Source organism: Micromonospora sp. AP08 (assembly GCF_008085935.1).
Lineage (GTDB): Bacteria > Actinomycetota > Actinomycetes > Mycobacteriales > Micromonosporaceae > Micromonospora > Micromonospora chersina.
The window spans coordinates 159334-174948 of the sequence record NZ_VSEZ01000012.1 but is presented as its reverse complement, the minus strand read 5'-3'; the positions used below and the strand labels follow the sequence as shown (position 1 = coordinate 174948).

12 protein-coding genes and 1 tRNA gene are annotated in these 15615 nt (G+C 73.9%); 4 read left to right on the top strand and 9 right to left on the bottom strand.

Going from position 1 to position 15615, the window contains the following annotated elements; genetic code table 11:
- Positions 1–21: 21 nt before the first annotated feature.
- From FXF50_RS20950 to argS, 7 genes are all read right to left on the bottom strand, one after another.
- The gene (locus FXF50_RS20950; RefSeq protein ID WP_148430395.1) at positions 22–1266 is read right to left on the bottom strand and encodes an MFS transporter; all 1245 of its coding nucleotides are present in this window, start codon (positions 1264–1266) and stop codon (positions 22–24) included.
- 9 nt (positions 1267–1275) lie between these two features.
- Positions 1276–2094: a polysaccharide deacetylase family protein gene (locus FXF50_RS20945; RefSeq protein WP_148430393.1), complete on the bottom strand. Its 819-nt coding sequence runs from the start codon at positions 2092–2094 to the stop codon at positions 1276–1278.
- 163 nt (positions 2095–2257) lie between these two features.
- Positions 2258–5503 carry an efflux RND transporter permease subunit gene (locus tag FXF50_RS20940; RefSeq protein WP_148430391.1) on the bottom strand — a complete coding sequence of 1082 codons (3246 nt, stop codon included), beginning with the start codon at positions 5501–5503 and terminating at the stop codon, positions 2258–2260.
- Between the two features lie 123 nt (positions 5504–5626).
- Positions 5627–6676: a threonine synthase gene (gene thrC / locus FXF50_RS20935; RefSeq protein ID WP_148430389.1), complete on the bottom strand. Its 1050-nt coding sequence runs from the start codon at positions 6674–6676 to the stop codon at positions 5627–5629.
- Positions 6677–6790: 114 nt separating this feature from the next.
- Positions 6791–8101: a homoserine dehydrogenase gene (locus FXF50_RS20930; RefSeq protein ID WP_148430387.1), complete on the bottom strand. Its 1311-nt coding sequence runs from the start codon at positions 8099–8101 to the stop codon at positions 6791–6793.
- Positions 8098–9483, bottom strand: a complete 1386-nt coding sequence (gene lysA, locus FXF50_RS20925; protein WP_148430385.1) for a diaminopimelate decarboxylase — start codon at positions 9481–9483, stop codon at positions 8098–8100. The genes FXF50_RS20930 and lysA overlap by 4 nt, the downstream gene beginning before the upstream one ends.
- Positions 9483–11150 carry an arginine--tRNA ligase gene (argS, locus tag FXF50_RS20920; protein WP_148430383.1) on the bottom strand — a complete coding sequence of 556 codons (1668 nt, stop codon included), beginning with the start codon at positions 11148–11150 and terminating at the stop codon, positions 9483–9485. The genes lysA and argS overlap by 1 nt, the downstream gene beginning before the upstream one ends.
- A gap of 99 nt (positions 11151–11249) precedes the next feature.
- Here argS and FXF50_RS20910 point away from each other — a divergent pair, with 99 nt between their 5' ends.
- From FXF50_RS20910 to FXF50_RS20895, 4 genes are all read left to right on the top strand, one after another.
- Complete coding sequence (locus tag FXF50_RS20910) at positions 11250–12071, top strand: DUF3105 domain-containing protein (protein WP_148430381.1); 822 nt, start codon at positions 11250–11252, stop codon at positions 12069–12071.
- A 10-nt stretch (positions 12072–12081) separates the two neighbouring features.
- Positions 12082–12753, top strand: a complete 672-nt coding sequence (locus FXF50_RS20905) for a DUF305 domain-containing protein (protein WP_148430379.1) — start codon at positions 12082–12084, stop codon at positions 12751–12753.
- Positions 12754–12934: 181 nt separating this feature from the next.
- Positions 12935–13630: a winged helix-turn-helix domain-containing protein gene (locus FXF50_RS20900; RefSeq protein ID WP_091318678.1), complete on the top strand. Its 696-nt coding sequence runs from the start codon at positions 12935–12937 to the stop codon at positions 13628–13630.
- Positions 13631–13705: 75 nt separating this feature from the next.
- Positions 13706–13777, top strand: a tRNA-Arg gene (locus tag FXF50_RS20895).
- A gap of 45 nt (positions 13778–13822) precedes the next feature.
- On the opposite strand, the gene FXF50_RS20890 is transcribed toward FXF50_RS20895, so the two are convergent.
- Both FXF50_RS20890 and FXF50_RS20885 read right to left on the bottom strand, forming a co-directional pair.
- Positions 13823–14782 carry a DNA polymerase domain-containing protein gene (locus tag FXF50_RS20890; RefSeq protein WP_148430376.1) on the bottom strand — a complete coding sequence of 320 codons (960 nt, stop codon included), beginning with the start codon at positions 14780–14782 and terminating at the stop codon, positions 13823–13825.
- A gap of 54 nt (positions 14783–14836) precedes the next feature.
- On the bottom strand, positions 14837–15610 hold the full coding sequence (locus FXF50_RS20885) for an isocitrate lyase/phosphoenolpyruvate mutase family protein (RefSeq protein ID WP_148430374.1): 774 nt from the start codon (positions 15608–15610) through the stop codon (positions 14837–14839).
- Positions 15611–15615 lie beyond the last annotated feature (5 nt).

The window sequence follows — 15615 nt, the reverse complement described above, 5'->3', positions numbered from 1 at the left end:
GACCGTGGGAACGGCGCGTGGTCACGGGGTGCGGCTGGGCGCCGCCTCCTCGACCGGGTCGGTGAGCGACAGCCGCCGGGTGGCGAACCGCCAGCCCACCGCGTAGACCACGGTGACCAGCCCGCAGCCGGCCAGCACGGTCCGCTCGTCGACCGCGTCCACCACCAGCGCCACGACCAGCTGGCTGACCGCGATGGCCAGCGTCGCCAGCATCATGTCGGTGGCGAAGACCCGGCCGCGCAACCGGTCCGGCACCTCGCCCTGGAGGGCGTAGTTGGACAGCACCCAGTTGCTGCCGCCGCCCAGGTGGGCCAGGAAGACCAGCACCAGCACCAGCGGGAACCAGGGCGCCAGCGAGACGCCGACGTAGGCCAGGCCGTAGAGGGACATGGACAGGGCCAGGCCGGTGAGCAGCCAGGCCCGGTTGCTGAGCACCCGACGCATCAGGATCGGGCCGACCAGCGCGCCGGCGCCGCGGGAGGCGAAGAGCAGGCCGGTGCCGATCGCGCCCACCCCGTACAGCCCGGCGAGCAGCGGGAAGACGGTCAGCACGCCGTTGCCCAGGCCGACCGCCGACTTCACGGTGACCAGGGCCAGCACCCGCGGCCGGTGGGCGATGTAGCCCAGCGCCTCGCGGATCGCCGGCCAGGTGCGCGGGACGACCGCGGCCGGGTCGCGGGGCGCCTGCAACGGCCGGCGGATCAGCGCGGCCAGGGCCGCCGCGCCGGCCAGGGCCACGGCGGCCACCCAGAAGCTGGCGTACGGGCCGGCGGCGGCGCTGAGCACACCGCCGAGCGAGGCGCCGACGACGGTCATGGTGCCCCAGGCCGAGCCGGCGATCGCGTTGCCGGCGGCCAGGTCGGCCGGGTCGAGCACGTTGGGCAGGGCGGCCTGGGCGGCCGGCGAGTAGAACGCCTTCGCCACCGCCACGGCGGCGATCGACACCAGCGCCAGCCAGGCCGTGGCGGCGTTCCGGACGCCGAGCAGCAGCAGGATGCCGGCCAGCGCGGCGAGGTTGGCCGCCATCATGATCTTCCGCCGGTCGAACCGGTCGGCGATGGTGCCGGTGTACGGGAGCAGCAGGGCGGTCATGCCGGTGTCCACGGCGAGCACCAGCGCCCCCCACACCCCACTGCCGGTCAGCGCCGGCAGGAGCACGAGCAGCGGCACCATGACGAACCAGTCGGCGCCGAAGACCACCAGCTCGGCGAGGAAGAGGTTGCGGAAGTCGCGGTTGCGGACGAGGACCGAGACGGTGGGTGACACGCGGGCACCCTATCGGGCTGCTCCGAGGACGGCAGCGCGGCGCAGCAGGTCGGAGACGGTCACGAAGGTGTAGCCGCGGGCGCGCAGCCCGGTAATCATGTCGGGCAGGCCGCGGAGCGCGACGAGCCGCCGCTCGGGGCCGACGTCGTGGCCGAGCAGGATGGTGCCGGGCCGCACGTCGGCCACGATCCGCCGGGCGTGCCCCGCCGGGTCGTGCGGATACTCCCCCTCGACCATCTGGAGCGTCCAGAGCACCAGCCGGTAGTTCAGGCGGGCGGCGGCGTGCAGCACGGCGCCGCCCAGGTGCCCCCAGGGCGGGCGGAGCAGCGCGGGGGCTGCCCCGGTGGCCGCCGCGATCGCCTCGTGGCTGCGGCGCAGGTCGTCGAAGGCGGTGCGGGCGTCCATCCGGGCCAGGTCGTGGTGCGCCCAGCTGTGGTTGCCCACCTCGTGCCCGCCCAGCCGGTCGCGGACGAGCGCGGCGTGCCGGCGGGCCCGCTCGCCGACCAGGAAGAAGGTGGCCGGCACGCCGTGCTCGGCCAGGGTGTCCAGCACCATGGGGGTCCACTGCGGCTGCGGCCCGTCGTCGAAGGTCAGCGCGACCAGCGGGGTGCCGGTGCGGACGCCCCAGACGACCTCCACCCCGCCGCTGACCTGCTGGTAACGGCTGCCCAGGGTGGCGCTGGCCGGTCCGCCGCCCAGTGGGAGCCGGCGGTCGGCGATCCAGGCGGTCTGCGTGGCCCCGGCGACACCCAGCGCGGCGCCCCCGCCCAGCAGCGCGGCCCGGCGGAGCACCGCACGCCTGCCCCAACGGCCCACGCCGTCCGCCATCGCCCCCGCTTCCGCTCCGGCCGGCCGCCCGCACGGGACGGACCGCCACCCACGGTAGGTGCCGGCTCACTCACGGTACCGCGCGGAGCCGTTTCCCACTGCCCCGTACGCAGTGGGTGGCCGTCCACCATGGGACGGCCACCCGCTGCGGGGAATCGCGCCGCTACTCGGTCGGCGGGAGCGGGGACCGGCGGCTCTTCGGCAGGCGCAGCACCTCGAACTGGTCCGTGCCGTCGACCAGGGCGGCCGACGGCGCCGGGCGGGCCGGCGGCCCGTCAGCGGCCTCGGCCGGGCGCTCGCCGCCCCCGACCGTCACCGGAACCGGCGCCGGCGGCTGCGCGGGCACCGGGGTGCCGCGCCGGCGGGCCCGGCGCTCGCGGAAGGACTCCTTGGTGCGCTCCACCATCGTGTAGAGGGTCGGCACCAGGATCAGCGTCAGCAGCGTCGAGCTGAGCAGGCCGCCGATCACCACGACGGCCAGCGGCTTGGAGATGAAGCCGCCCTCGCCGGTCAGGCCGAACGCCATGGGCAGCAGCGCGAACACCGTGGCGACCGCGGTCATCAGGATCGGCCGCAGCCGGCGCCGGCCGCCCTCGACCACCGCCTCGGTCACGCCCATGCCCTGCCCGCGGTACTGGTTGATCAGGTCGAGCAGCACGATCGCGTTCGTCACCACGATGCCGACCAGCATGAGCACGCCGATCAGCGCCGGCACGCCCAGCGGGGTGCCGGTGAGCAGCAGCAGCCCGATCGCGCCGGTCGCCGCGAACGGCACGGAGACCAGCAGGATCAGCGCCTGGGTCAGGCTGCGGAACGTGCCCACCATGATCAGGAAGACGATCGCGATCGCGGCCAGCACCGCCAGCCCCAGGTCGGCGAAGGCGTCCGCCTGGTCCGCGCTCACGCCGCCGATGACGAACGTCGCCCCCGGCACGTCCAGCGCGTCCAGCTTCTTCTGCAGCTCCTGGGTGGTGGCGCCGAGGTTCGAGCCGGTCGCCGTGCCGGTCACCGACACGCTCCGCTCACCGTCGATCCGGGTCACCTGCTGCGGGCCCTCGACCTGGTTGACGTCGGCGATGTCGTCCAGCTTCACCGGGCCGACCGGCAGCGCCCGCAGCTCGGCCACGCTCAGCGGCGGCCGGGCCCCGGTGCTCAGCACCACGTTCTGCGGGGCGCCGTCCAGGGTGACCTGGCCGAGCGGCGCCCCCCGGTACGCCTGGGCCACGACCTGCCCCACCGCCGCCTCGGTCAGCCCGGCCCGGGCCGCGGCGACCCGGTCCACGGTCACCTCCACCCGGGGCACCCGGGTGGCCAGGCCGGTGGTGACGTCCTCGACGCCCGGCGTGCCGGCCATCGCGTCCCGGACGGCCTCGGCGGCCCGGGCCAGCGTCTCCTGGTCGGCGGCCTGCACGACCACCTCGAGCTGGTTGGCGGAGGCGTTCTGCCCGCCGCCGAAGGTCACCTCGCCGGCCTCCGGCCCGAGCGCGTCGAACTCCTTGCGCAGCGTCTCGCGGACCTCCGCGGCGTCCGTGTCGTCGGTGAGCGCCAGCGACCAGGAGGCGGTGTCGTTGCCGCCGCCCGCCCACGGGTTGTCGCCGCCGCCCGCGGTCACCTGGTACGTCGCCACCCCCGGGGTACGCCGGAGGATCTCCTCGACCCGTGCGGCGGCCTGGTCGGTGCCGGTCAGCCCGGTGCCCGCCGGCAGTTGCTGCCGCATGGCCAGGGTGTCCTGGCCCGAGTCGTCCAGGAAGTTGGTCTCCAGCTTCTGGGCCAGCCCGAAGGTGCCCAAGAGCACCAGCAGGCCCAGCGCCACGGTCGCCCAGCGGGTGCCCCGGGAGCGGGTGGCGAAGCCGATCACCGGCAGGTACCCGCGCTGCAACGGGCTGCGCAGCTCCTTCTCCTCGGCGGCGTGCCGGGCGGCGGCCTCGTCGGCCCCGCCGCGCGGCGGCTTGAGGAACCAGTACGCCAGCACCGGGATCACGGTCAGCGAGACCAGCAGCGAGGCGAGCAGGGCCACCGTCACGGTGATCGCGAACGGTGCGAAGAGCTGCCCCACGAAGCCGCCCACCAGCGCGATCGGCGCGAAGACGGCGACCGTGGTGAGGGTGGAGGCGGTCACCGCGCCGGCCACCTCGCGGACCGCGGCCAGGATGGCGTCCCGCTTCGGCTCCCCGTACTCCAGGTGCCGCTTGATGTTCTCCAGCACCACGATCGAGTCGTCGACCACCCGGCCCACGGCGATGGTCAGCGCGCCCAGGGTGAGCAGGTTCAGCGAGTAGTCGCCGGCCCAGAGCACGATCAGCGCGACCAGCACCGACAGCGGGATGGAGACCGCGGTGACCACGGTGGAGCGGACGGAGAGCAGGAAGACCAGGATCACCACGACCGCCATGAGCAGGCCGAGCAGGCCCTCGGTGGTGAGGCTCTCGATGGACCGCTCGACGAACGGGGCCTGGTCGAAGACCACGGTCAGGTCGGCGCCGGAGGCGGCCTCCAGCTCGTCCAGCCGGTCCCGGATGTCGTGCGAGATGGCCACCGCGTTGCCGTCCGGCGAGGCGGTGACGGCGATGCCGAGGCTGGGCTTGCCGTTGGTGCGGGTGAAGGCGGTGGCCGGAGCGAGCTGCTGCTCCACCCGGGCCACGTCGCCGAGGCGTACCGGAGCGGCGGGGGCGGTGCTGAGCACGATCCCGCGCAGGTCGTCCACGGTGCGGACCGGGGTGCCCACCTGCACCGGCAGCGAGCGACTGCCGTCGATCACCGTGCCGGCCGGCAGCGCCACGCCGTTGGTCTTCAACGCCTGGGCGATCGCGGTCGGCGCCAGCCGGGCCGCGGCCAGCTTCGCCGGGTCGGGAACGATGGTCACGACCTGGTCGCGGGCGCCGGTGACGTCGACGGTGCGCACGCCGTCCAGCCCCTCCAGCTCCGGCACGACGGTGCCGCGCAGCTTCTCGGCCAGGGCCTGCTCGTCGGCGCCGCCCGTGGCGGCGACCACCACGGCGGGCAGGTCGTCGGTGCTGCCCGCGATCACCTGCGGGTCGACGCCCTCGGGGAGCTGGGCGTCGATCCGGCTCAACGCGGTCTGCATCTTGTTGACCACGTCGTCCAGGTCGGTGCCGAACTCGTACTGCACCTGGACGGTGGCGGAGCCCTCACGCGAGGCGGAGGTGACCTTCTCCAGCCCCGGGATGCCCTGGAGGCTGTTCTCGATCGGCTCGGCGACCTGGGACTCGACGATCTCCGGCGCCGCGCCCGGGTACGGCGCCACGATGAACGCGGCCGGGAACTCCAGGGACGGCAGCAGCTGCTGCTTCAGCGACGGCACGGCGAACGCCCCGAACGCCGTGGTCACCAGTGCGATGAGGGCGATCAGCCCCCGGTTGGCGAGACTGAATCTGGCGAGCAGCGACATCGGCGTTACGCACTCCTGCAAAGGGGTGTACGGGGTGTCCAGGAGTGTGCCGCACGCGATCACGCTCCCACGCACGGACCCCGGCCCGCGTGACGGCGCCCGCTCCCCGTGGGCGCGGGCCGGTCAGACCAGGTCGAGCGAGCGGGCGGCGGCCAGGGCGTCGTTGGCGATGGTCAGCGGGGCGGGGGCCGTGGAGATGGCCCACTCCGGGTCCTTGAGGCCGTGGCCGGTGACCGTGCAGACCACGGTGGCGCCGGCCGGCACCCGCCCGGCGGCGGCCTGCTGGAGCAGGCCGGCCACGCTGGCCGCGCTGCCCAGCTCGACGAAGACCCCGACCTCGCGGGCCAGCAGCCGGTACGCCGAGAGGATCTCCCGGTCGGTGACCGCCGAGATCAGCCCGTCCGAGGCGTCGCGGGCGTCGATCGCCTTGGTCCAGCTCGCCGGGTTGCCGATCCGGATGGCCGTGGCGATCGTGGACGGCTCCGGCACCACCTGCCCGGTGACGATCGGGGCCGCGCCGGCGGCCTGGAAGCCGTACAGCCTCGGGGCCTTCGTGGCGTTGCCGTCGCGCAGGTCCTCCGAGTAGCCCAGCCAGTAGGCGGAGATGTTGCCGGCGTTGCCCACCGGCAGGCAGTGGATGTCAGGCGCGTCGCCGAGCGCCTCGACGATCTCGAACGCGGCGGTCTTCTGCCCGTGCAGCCGGTCGATGTTGACGGAGTTGACCAGCGCGACCGGGTAGTCCTGGGCGAGCTTGCCGGCCAGCGCCAGGCAGTCGTCGAAGTTGCCCTGCACCTGGAGCAGCTTCGCGCCGTGCACCAGCGCCTGGGCCAGCTTGCCCAGCGCGATCTTGCCCTGGGGCACCAGCACGGCGCAGGTGATCCCGGCGCGGGCCGCGTACGCGGCGGCGGAGGCGCTGGTGTTGCCGGTGGAGGCGCAGATGATCGCCTTGTCGCCGGCCTCGACGGCCTTGGAGACGGCGACCGTCATGCCCCGGTCCTTGAACGAGCCCGTCGGGTTCGCCCCCTCGACCTTGAGCCACACGTCGGCGCCCACCCGGGCGGAGAGCACCGGCGCCGGCAGCAGCGGCGTGTTCCCCTCGTGCAGGGTGACGACGGGAGTGGCGTCGGTGACGGGCAGCCGGTCCCGGTACGCCTCGATCAGACCCCGCCACATGTCGCACTCCTCGCCTCTGCCGCCCCGGTCGGCGCGGGGCCCCTACCAGCGTGGACCAGCCTTCCCGACCGGCCGCCGGCACACCTCCGGTTAACCATCAGGCGGGACGGGCGGCTACGCCCCGCCCTCGACCCGCAGCACGCTCGTGACCGAGCGGACGATGTCCAGCCCGCGCAGCTCGCCGACGGTGGCCGCGAGCGCGGCGTCCGGCGCCACGTGGGTGACGATGACCAGCTCGGCGTCGGGACCACCGCCGGCCGGGCCCTGCCGCACGGTGGCGATGGAGACCTCGTGCCGGGCGAACACCCCGGCCACCGCCTCCAGCACGCCCGGCCGGTCGGCCACGTCGAGGCTGATGTGGTAGCGGGTCAGCGCCTCGCCCATCGGCCGCACGGGCAGGTCCGCGTACGCCGACTCGCTGGCCGCGTGCACCCCGGCGAGGCGGTTGCGGGCGACCGCCACCACGTCGCCGAGGACGGCGCTGGCGGTGGGCGCGCCACCGGCGCCCCGGCCGTAGAACATGAGCTGCCCGGCCGCCTCAGCCTCGACGAAGACCGCGTTGAACGCGTCGCCGACGCCGGCCAGCGGGTGGGTCAGCGGGATCATCGCGGGGTGCACCCGGACGCTGACCGTCTCGCGGCCGGCCGCGTCGGCGCCCCGGGCGGCGATGCAGAGCAGCTTGATGGTGCAGCCCATGGCCTTGGCGCTGGCCACGTCGGCGGCGGTCACCTCGGTGATGCCCTCGCGGTGCACGTCGGCGGCGGTGACCCGGGTGTGGAACGCCAGCGAGGCCAGGATGGCGGCCTTGGCGGCGGCGTCGAAGCCCTCCACGTCGGCCGTCGGGTCGGCCTCGGCGTAGCCCAGCTCGGTGGCCTCCTCGAGGGCCTCGGCGAAGCCGGCGCCGGTGGCGTCCATGGCGGAGAGGATGAAGTTCGTGGTGCCGTTGACGATGCCGGTGACCCGGTTGATCCGGTCCCCGTGCAGCGACTCGCGCAGCGGGCGCAGCAGCGGGATGGCACCGGCGACGCTGGCCTCGTAGTAGAGGTCCGCCCCGCCCTCGGCGGCCGCGTCGTGCAGCGTCGCGCCGTCCTCGGCGAGCAGCGCCTTGTTGGCGGTGACCACGCTCTTGCCGGCGCGCAGGGCCTCGACCAGCCAGGTCCGGGCCGGCTCGATCCCGCCGACGACCTCCACCACGACGTCCACGTCGTCCCGCTTGATCAGGCCGAGCGGGTCGGTGGTGAACAGGGCGGGGTCGACCGGCAGGTCGCCGCGGTCGCGGCCGAGCCGGCGGACGGCGATGCCGGCGATCTCCAGCGGGGCGCCGATCCGGGCGGCGAGGTCGGCCGACTGCTCGTGCAGCAGGCGCACCACGTCGCTGCCGACCGTGCCGCAGCCGAGCAGCGCCAAGCGAACGGGTGAGGTCATCCGACATCCAATGCGAGCAGGTCGTCTTCGGTCTCCCGGCGGACGATCAGCCGCGCCCGACCGTCGCGGACGGCGACGACCGGGGGCCGCGGGACATGGTTGTAGTTGCTGGCCATGCTCCGGCAGTAGGCCCCGGTGCCGGGCACCGCGACAAGATCTCCGGGCTGCACGTCGGCGGGCAGGAATTCATCCTTCACCACGATGTCCCCGGACTCACAGTGCTTTCCCACCACGCGGGCGAGCATCGGCTCGGCGCCGGAGACCCGGTTGGCCACCGTCGCCGAGTAGGACGCGTCGTAGAGCGCGGTGCGGATGTTGTCGCTCATCCCGCCGTCCACGCTCACGTAGGTGCGGATGCCGTCCACGTCCTTGACCGTGCCCACCTCGTAGAGCGTGAACACGGCGGGACCGACGATGGCGCGGCCCGGCTCGATGGACAGGTGCGGCACGGCCAGGTTCTCCGCGGCGCACTCCCCGTCGACGATCTTGCGCAGCCGCTTGGCCAGCTCGTGCGGCGCGGCCGGGTCGTCCTGGGTGGTGTACGCGATGCCGAAGCCGCCGCCCAGGTCCAGCTCGGGCAGCTCGACGCCGCGCGCGTCGCGGATCTGCGCCTGGAGGGCCAGCACCCGGCGGGCGGAGACCTCGAAGCCGCTGGCGTCGAAGATCTGCGAGCCGATGTGCGAGTGCAGCCCGCGCAGCTCCAGCACGTCCTCGTCGAGGATCTTGAAGGCGGCCGCGGCGGCCGCCCCGCCGGCCAGGGAGAAGCCGAACTTCTGGTCCTCGTGCGCGGTGGCGATGAACTCGTGGGTGTGCGCCTCCACGCCGACGGTCACCCGGACCAGCACCTTGGGGCGTACGCCGCGCTCGCGGGCCAGCGCCGTGAGCCGGTCGATCTCGGCGAACGAGTCGACGATGATCCGGCCCACCCCGGCGTCCACGGCCCGGGTCAGCTCGGCCACGGACTTGTTGTTGCCGTGGAAGCCGATCCGCGCGGGCTCCATCCCGGCCGACAGCGCAGTGGCGAGCTCGCCCCCGGTGCAGACGTCGAGGAACAGGCCCTCCTCGGCGATCATCCGGACCACCGCCCGGCAGAGGAACGCCTTGCCCGCGTAGTAGACGTCGGCGTCGGGGAAGGCGTCGCGGAACTCGCGGGCGCGGGCGCGCAGGTCGTCCTCGTCCAGCACGTACACCGGGGTGCCGAACTCGGCGGCCAGGTCGCGGACGTCCAGGCCCGCGACCTGCAGCGCGCCGCCCGCGCCGCGCGCGACGTTGCGCGGCCACAGCTGCGGGACCAGGTCGTTGACGTCGACCGGGGTGCGCAGCCAGGCCGGCCCCCGGTTGCCGATGTCGCCGTGCAGGGCACCGGCCTCGTGCGCGCGCATTACATCCGCTCCGGGGCCGAGACGCCGAGCAGGCGCAGGCCGTTGGCGATGACCACCCGGGTGGCGTCGTTCAGCCAGAGCCGGGCCCGGTGCAGGTCGGTGACCTCCTCGTCGCCGCGCGGCAGGACCCGGCAGTTGTCGTAGAACCGGTGGTAGGACTGCGCCACCCGCTGCTCCAGGTAGCGGGCCACCCGGTGCGGCTCGCGCAGCTCGGCGGCGGTGGCGACCACGGCGGGGAACTCGGCGAGCGCCTTGATCAGCTCGTTCTCCTTCTCGTGGGCGAGCAGCTCGGGACGGAAGGCGGTGGCGTCGCCCCGGCTCAGCCCCACCTCGGCGGCGTTGCGGCTCACGCTGGCGGTCCGCGCACCGACGTACTGCACGTAGTAGACCGGGTTGTCGTTCTTCGCCCGGGTCCACAGCTCCACGTCGATGTCGATCGGCGAGTCGCTGGAGTAGCGGGCCAGCGCGTAGCGGGCGGCGTCCACGCCGATCGCGTCGACCAGGTCCTCCAGGGTGACCACGGTGCCGGCCCGCTTGCTCATCCGCACCGGGGCGCCGTCGCGGAGGAGGTTGACCAGCTGACCGATGAGGATCTCCAGGTTGCGGTCCGGGTCGTCGCCGAAGCACGCGGCCATGGCCTTCATCCGGCCGATGTAGCCGTGGTGGTCGGCGCCCAGCATGATCACCACGCGCTCGAAGCCGCGCTCGCGCTTGTCCAGGTAGTAGGCGCAGTCGGCGGCGAAGTAGGTCCACTCGCCGTTGGACTTGCGCAGCACCCGGTCCTTGTCGTCGCCGAAGTCGGTGGTGCGCAGCCAGGTGGCGCCCTCGGATTCGTAGACGTGTCCCTGCTCCCGCAGCCGGTCGAGCGCCTTGTCCAGCTCACCCCGGTCGTGCAGGTCCTTCTCGTTGAAGTAGGTGTCGAACTCCACGCCGAAGTCGCGCAGCGACGACTTGATCTCGGCGAACATCAGCTGCACGCCCTCGACCCGGAACACCTCCTGGGCCGCGGCCTCGTCGAGGTCGAGCACCTCGGGCCGGCGCTTGACCACCTCGGCCGCGATCTCCGCGATGTACGCGCCGCCGTAGCCGTCCTCCGGCGCCGGCTGGCCCTGGGCGGCGGCGAGCAGCGAGCGGGCGAACCGGTCGATCTGGGAGCCGGCGTCGTTGAAGTAGTACTCGGTGCCGACGTCGGCCCCGGTGGCGCGGAGCAGCCGGCTGAGCGCGTCACCGACGGCCGCCCACCGGACCCCGCCGATGTGCACCGGGCCGGTCGGGTTCGCCGAGACGAACTCCAGGTTGATCCGCTGGCCGGCGAGGGCGTCGCTGCGGCCGTACTCCGGGCCGGCCTCCACGATGACCCTGGCGAGCTGGCCGGCGGCGGCCGCGTCGAGCCGGATGTTGAGGAAGCCCGGGCCGGCGATCTCCACCGACTTGACCCCTGGCGCCCGGCCCAGCTGGTCGGCCAGGGCGGCGGCCAGCTCCCGCGGGGGCACCCCGACCTTCTTGCTGAGCTGCAGCGCCAGCGTCGAGGCGTAGTCGCCGTGCTCGGGGTTGCGGGGTCGCTCGACGGTGGTCTGCGCGGGCAGCGCGGAGCGATCCAGGCCCCGGTCTTCGAAGACGGCGTGGGCTGCGGCGAGGACGACCTCGGCGAGTTCTGCGGGAGTCACCGAACCATGTTATCGGGGGTAGACTCGGTCCCCGCGGCGGCGACCCAGCATGTGAAGCGGCCCCGCGGCTCCCCTGACCGACCGACCTGACGAGGCACGATGAGCATCAGCACCCCGGGCGGCCCGGAGCGCCGTCCGACCGTGGTCAGCACCGGCAAGAAGCCGGCCGCCGGCCGGCCCGCCGCTGCCGACAAGCCCGCCGGCGGCAAGGCCGGGGCCGGCAAGGGCACCGCCCGGCAGACCGGCGGCAAGGGCCGCAAGCCGGTCGCCCCGGTGAAGGTGAGCCAGGGTCGCGCGTGGGGTCCGATCGCCCTCTTCGTCGCGGTCGGCGTGCTGGCCGTCGGCATCATCGGTGTCGGGGCGTGGGCGGTTTACCAGGGCTCGCAGCCGTGGCAGAAGCGGGCCGACGCCATCAACGGCATCGTCGACTTCCGCAAGAAGGACAAGAACCTGGTCAAGGGCGGCAACCACCAGCCGGGCACGATCAAGTACGACGTGTCCCCGCCGGTCGCCGGCCCGCACAATCAGGCCTGGCAGAACTGCATGGGCGACGTCTACGACGCTCCGATCGCCAACGAGCACGCGGTGCACAGCCTGGAGCACGGCACCGTCTGGATCACCTACCGCCCGGACCTGCCCGCCGACCAGGTGGAGAAGCTCAAGGCCAAGGTGCAGGGCAAGGAGAAGCTCATGCTCAGCCCGTACGAGGGGCTGGACAAGCCGATCTCCCTCCAGGCGTGGGGCTTCCAGCTCAAGGTCGACAACGCCGACGACGGCCGGATCGACGAGTTCATCAAGACCCTGCGGGTGAACGCCTCCATCGAGGGCCCGACCGCCCTCTGCGACCAGGGCGTCACCGCCACCGGCACCACCCCGCGGGACAACCTCCAGAACAACATGCCCGAGCAGCCCACCCAGTGAGGACGCCGCGATGACCGCCGCCGTGACGACGGACACCGAGCACGACGAGGCCCCGGACACCGGTGACGGTGGCCGGGGGGCCGCGCGGCGCTTCGGCGCCCTGGCGCTGGCCGTCGCCGTCGTGGTCGGTCTCCTCCTCGGCTATGCGGGCGGCCTGCTCACCCCGACGCTCACCCGCCCGGGTGACAACTCGGCCGAGGCCGGCTTCGCCCGGGACATGACCAGCCACCACGCCCAGGCGGTGGCCATGGGGCTGTTGGCGTTCCGGCAGGGCCAGGACCCGGAGGTACGCCAGATCGGCGGCGACATCGCCACGGGGCAGCAGGGCGAGATCGGCACCATGCAGACCTGGCTGCGCTCCTGGAAGCTGGACCCGACCGGCGACCAGCCGCCGATGGCCTGGATGTCGGACGGGGCGGCGGTGAAGAACGGGCTGATGCCGGGCATGGCCACGCCGGAGGAGATGGCGAAGCTGAAGGCCGCCACCGGCCGCGAGTTCGACGTGATGTTCCTCCAGATGATGATCCGGCATCACGTCGGCGGGGTGCACATGATCGACGGGATCCTCGACCAGGGGCACGACGACGACGTGCTGGCGGTCGCCCAGGTCATGAAGAACACCCAGCAGAAGGACCTGACCAACCTCACGGCGGCGCTCAAGCGCCTGGGCGGCACCCTGTAACACCTGCTCGCCCGGAAGGGCCCGCGCCGTGCGCGACGCGGGCCCTTCCGCGTACCCGGATCCGGCTCGCGCCCGTTATGCCGCTTTATAACGGTTTGGGTTGTACAACCCATTGCGCTGCTTGGAGACTTTTCTCCCCACATATCGTGACCAGTTGCGATTCGGGCTCGTTGCGCAGGACGTGGGGGTTGCACTCAGAGACGCAGGGCGGTCGGTGACCAGCTGGTGCCGACGCCACACCATCGGCGGTGACGGGGCGGTGGCAGCCGTCCGTCGCGGACTGCGGCAGGGCGAGCCGGGAACGCTCAGCCGCGAACAGGAACTCGAACTGATCGACGTGCTGCGGGGCGTCCACCCCGACGAGTTCGGCCTGGACGAGGAGCTCTGGACGCGACAGAGCCTGACCACCCTCATCGAGCGCCAGTTCGAGCTGACCATGGACGCCGGCACGGTCGGGGCGTACCTGCGGGCCTGGGGGTTGGGTCCGCGGGAGCCCCGCGAGCGGGCCTGCGGGCTCTGCGTCGGCGCGGTCGAGCGATGGGTACGCAGCGAGTACCCGTCGATCACCCGGGCCGCCCAGGAGCACGCCGCGGACGTCTACTGGATCGGCCGGGTACGCCTGCGCGGCACCATGCCGGCGGCCGACGTGATCTCGGCGGTCTCGTCCCGGGGCCGGGTGCGCTTCATGATCACGACCCCCACGGTCGACCCGCCGCTCCCCCGCGACTTCGTGCTGCGGCTCAGCGGCGCCGAGGAGCGCACGGTGCACCTCATCGTCGACGGGTCCTGGCCGCGCAACGAGTGGCCCCGCCGACTGCCGCGCCGCATCGTCCTCCACCCGCTGCCCAGCTGCGGTCGACCCCTGGCCGCCGCCTGATCCGCGGACGATCGGCGCGCGGGGTGCCGATTCGGTGATCCGGGAAGGCGTTTGCTACTCTTCTCGGGTCGCTGAGCCCCCGTAGCTCAGGGGATAGAGCACCGCCCTCCGGAGGCGGGGGCGCAGGTTCGAATCCTGCCGGGGGCACAGACAGGAGGAAGCCCGGGCCAGTGGCCCGGGCTTTTTCGTGTGTCAGCCGGCCTCGCGGCGGGCCTTCGCGCGGCGCTTGCCCTCGTGCATGGCCTGCACCCGGGCCACCGGAATGGTCCGCCCCTCGGCCACCAGTTCCTCCGGCAGCCGCTGCGGCGCGGGCAGCGCCTCCGCCCACGGGTCCCGGTCGCCGAGCAGCGCCGGCACCGTCTTCACGGTGAAGTCGGCCGGGGTCGCCGCCTCGACGTCGGCCCAGCCGACCGGGTACGACACCGGCGTGCCGGGCCGGATCCGCGGGCTGTACGCGGCCACCACGGTCGCCCCGTACGCCCGGGTGGAGTCGACGAAGACCCGGCCGCCCCGGTCCTCCACGATGAAGGCCGTGGTGGCCAGCGCCGGGTCGAGCCGCTCGGCGCGGGCGGCCAGGGCCCGGGTCGCCGCGGCGGCCTCCTCGGCGGTGGTCGCCGGGTCGACCGGAACGATGACGTGCAGCCCCTTCGCCCCGCTGGTCTTCACCGCACCGGCCAGCCCGGCGTCGGTGAGCGCCTGCCGGACCAGCAGCGCGGTGCGAACCGCCATGCCGAACGAGTCGCCGACCGGCGGGTCCAGGTCGAGGACCAGGTGGGTGGGGTGCTCCGGGTCCCCGGCGTGGCCCAGCGTCGGGTGGTATTCCACCGCCCGCTGGTTGGCGAACCAGAGCAGCGTGCGCCGGTCGTCGCAGAGGGCGTACGAGATGCTGCGGTGCGAGGCCTCCGCCCAGACCGAGGTGCGGCGCACCCAGTCCGGCGTGTACTTCGGAAGGTTCTTCTGCATGAACGGGTCCTGGCCGGGCCGCACCCGGACCACCGACAGCGGCCGGTCCCGCAGCCCGGGCAGGATCCGCTGGTGGACCGCGTCGAGGTAGTCGACAAGGTCGCGTTTGGTGGCCCCGGCCCCGTCGAACAGCGGCTGGTCCAGGTTGGTCAGCGACACCCCGTCCCGGGTCTCGTCAGCGGCGCCCATCCGCCCATCCTGCCGTCCCGGCGGGCATCCGGCGACCCGACCCGGCGGCGCGGGTCAGGATCCGAACGGGTCGCCGCCGGCGCGGACGGTGGCGAGCAGCTCGGCGGCGCGGGCGCGGGCGGCCGCGTAGACGCCCGAGCCGTAGCTGATCCGGGCCACGCCGAGGGCGGCCAGCTCGGCCGGGGCCGGGGCGCCGGGCCGGGCCAGCACATTGACCGGAGCGTCCACCTCGGTGACGAACTCGCGGATCTGCGCCGGGTCGGCCAGCAGGATCGGGTAGATGCCGTCCGCACCGGCCGCCCGGTAGCGGTGGGCCCGGCGCACCGCCTCGGCGAGCCGCTCCTCGACCGGCCGGTACGCCCGCAGGTGCACGTCGACCCGGGCGTTGAGCACCAGGTCCACGCCGGCCGCGCGGGCCGCCGCCCGGATGCCGGCGAGCAGGTCGGCCTGCTCCTCGACGTCGTACAGCCTCGCGCTCCGCGGGTCGGAGTCCTCGATGTTGCACCCCACCGCCCCGGCCTCCAGCAGCCGCTCGACCAGCTCGGCCGGGCGCAGCCCGTACCCCCGTTCCAGGTCGGCGGTGACCGGGAGCGGCACGGCCGCGGCGATCCGGCCGACCGCCGCGAACATCTCGGCCGCCGGCGTGGCCTCGCCGTCGGCGTGGCCGAGCGCCTCGGCGACCGCGGCGCTGCTGGTGGCGACGGCCGGGAAGCCCGCCGCGACCACCGCCCGGGCGGATCCCGGGTCCCAGGCGTTCGGCAGGATCAGCGGGTCCCCGGGGCGGTGCAGCGCGCGCAGCGCGGCGGCCCGCCGGCTCAGCTCGGTCATGCGGC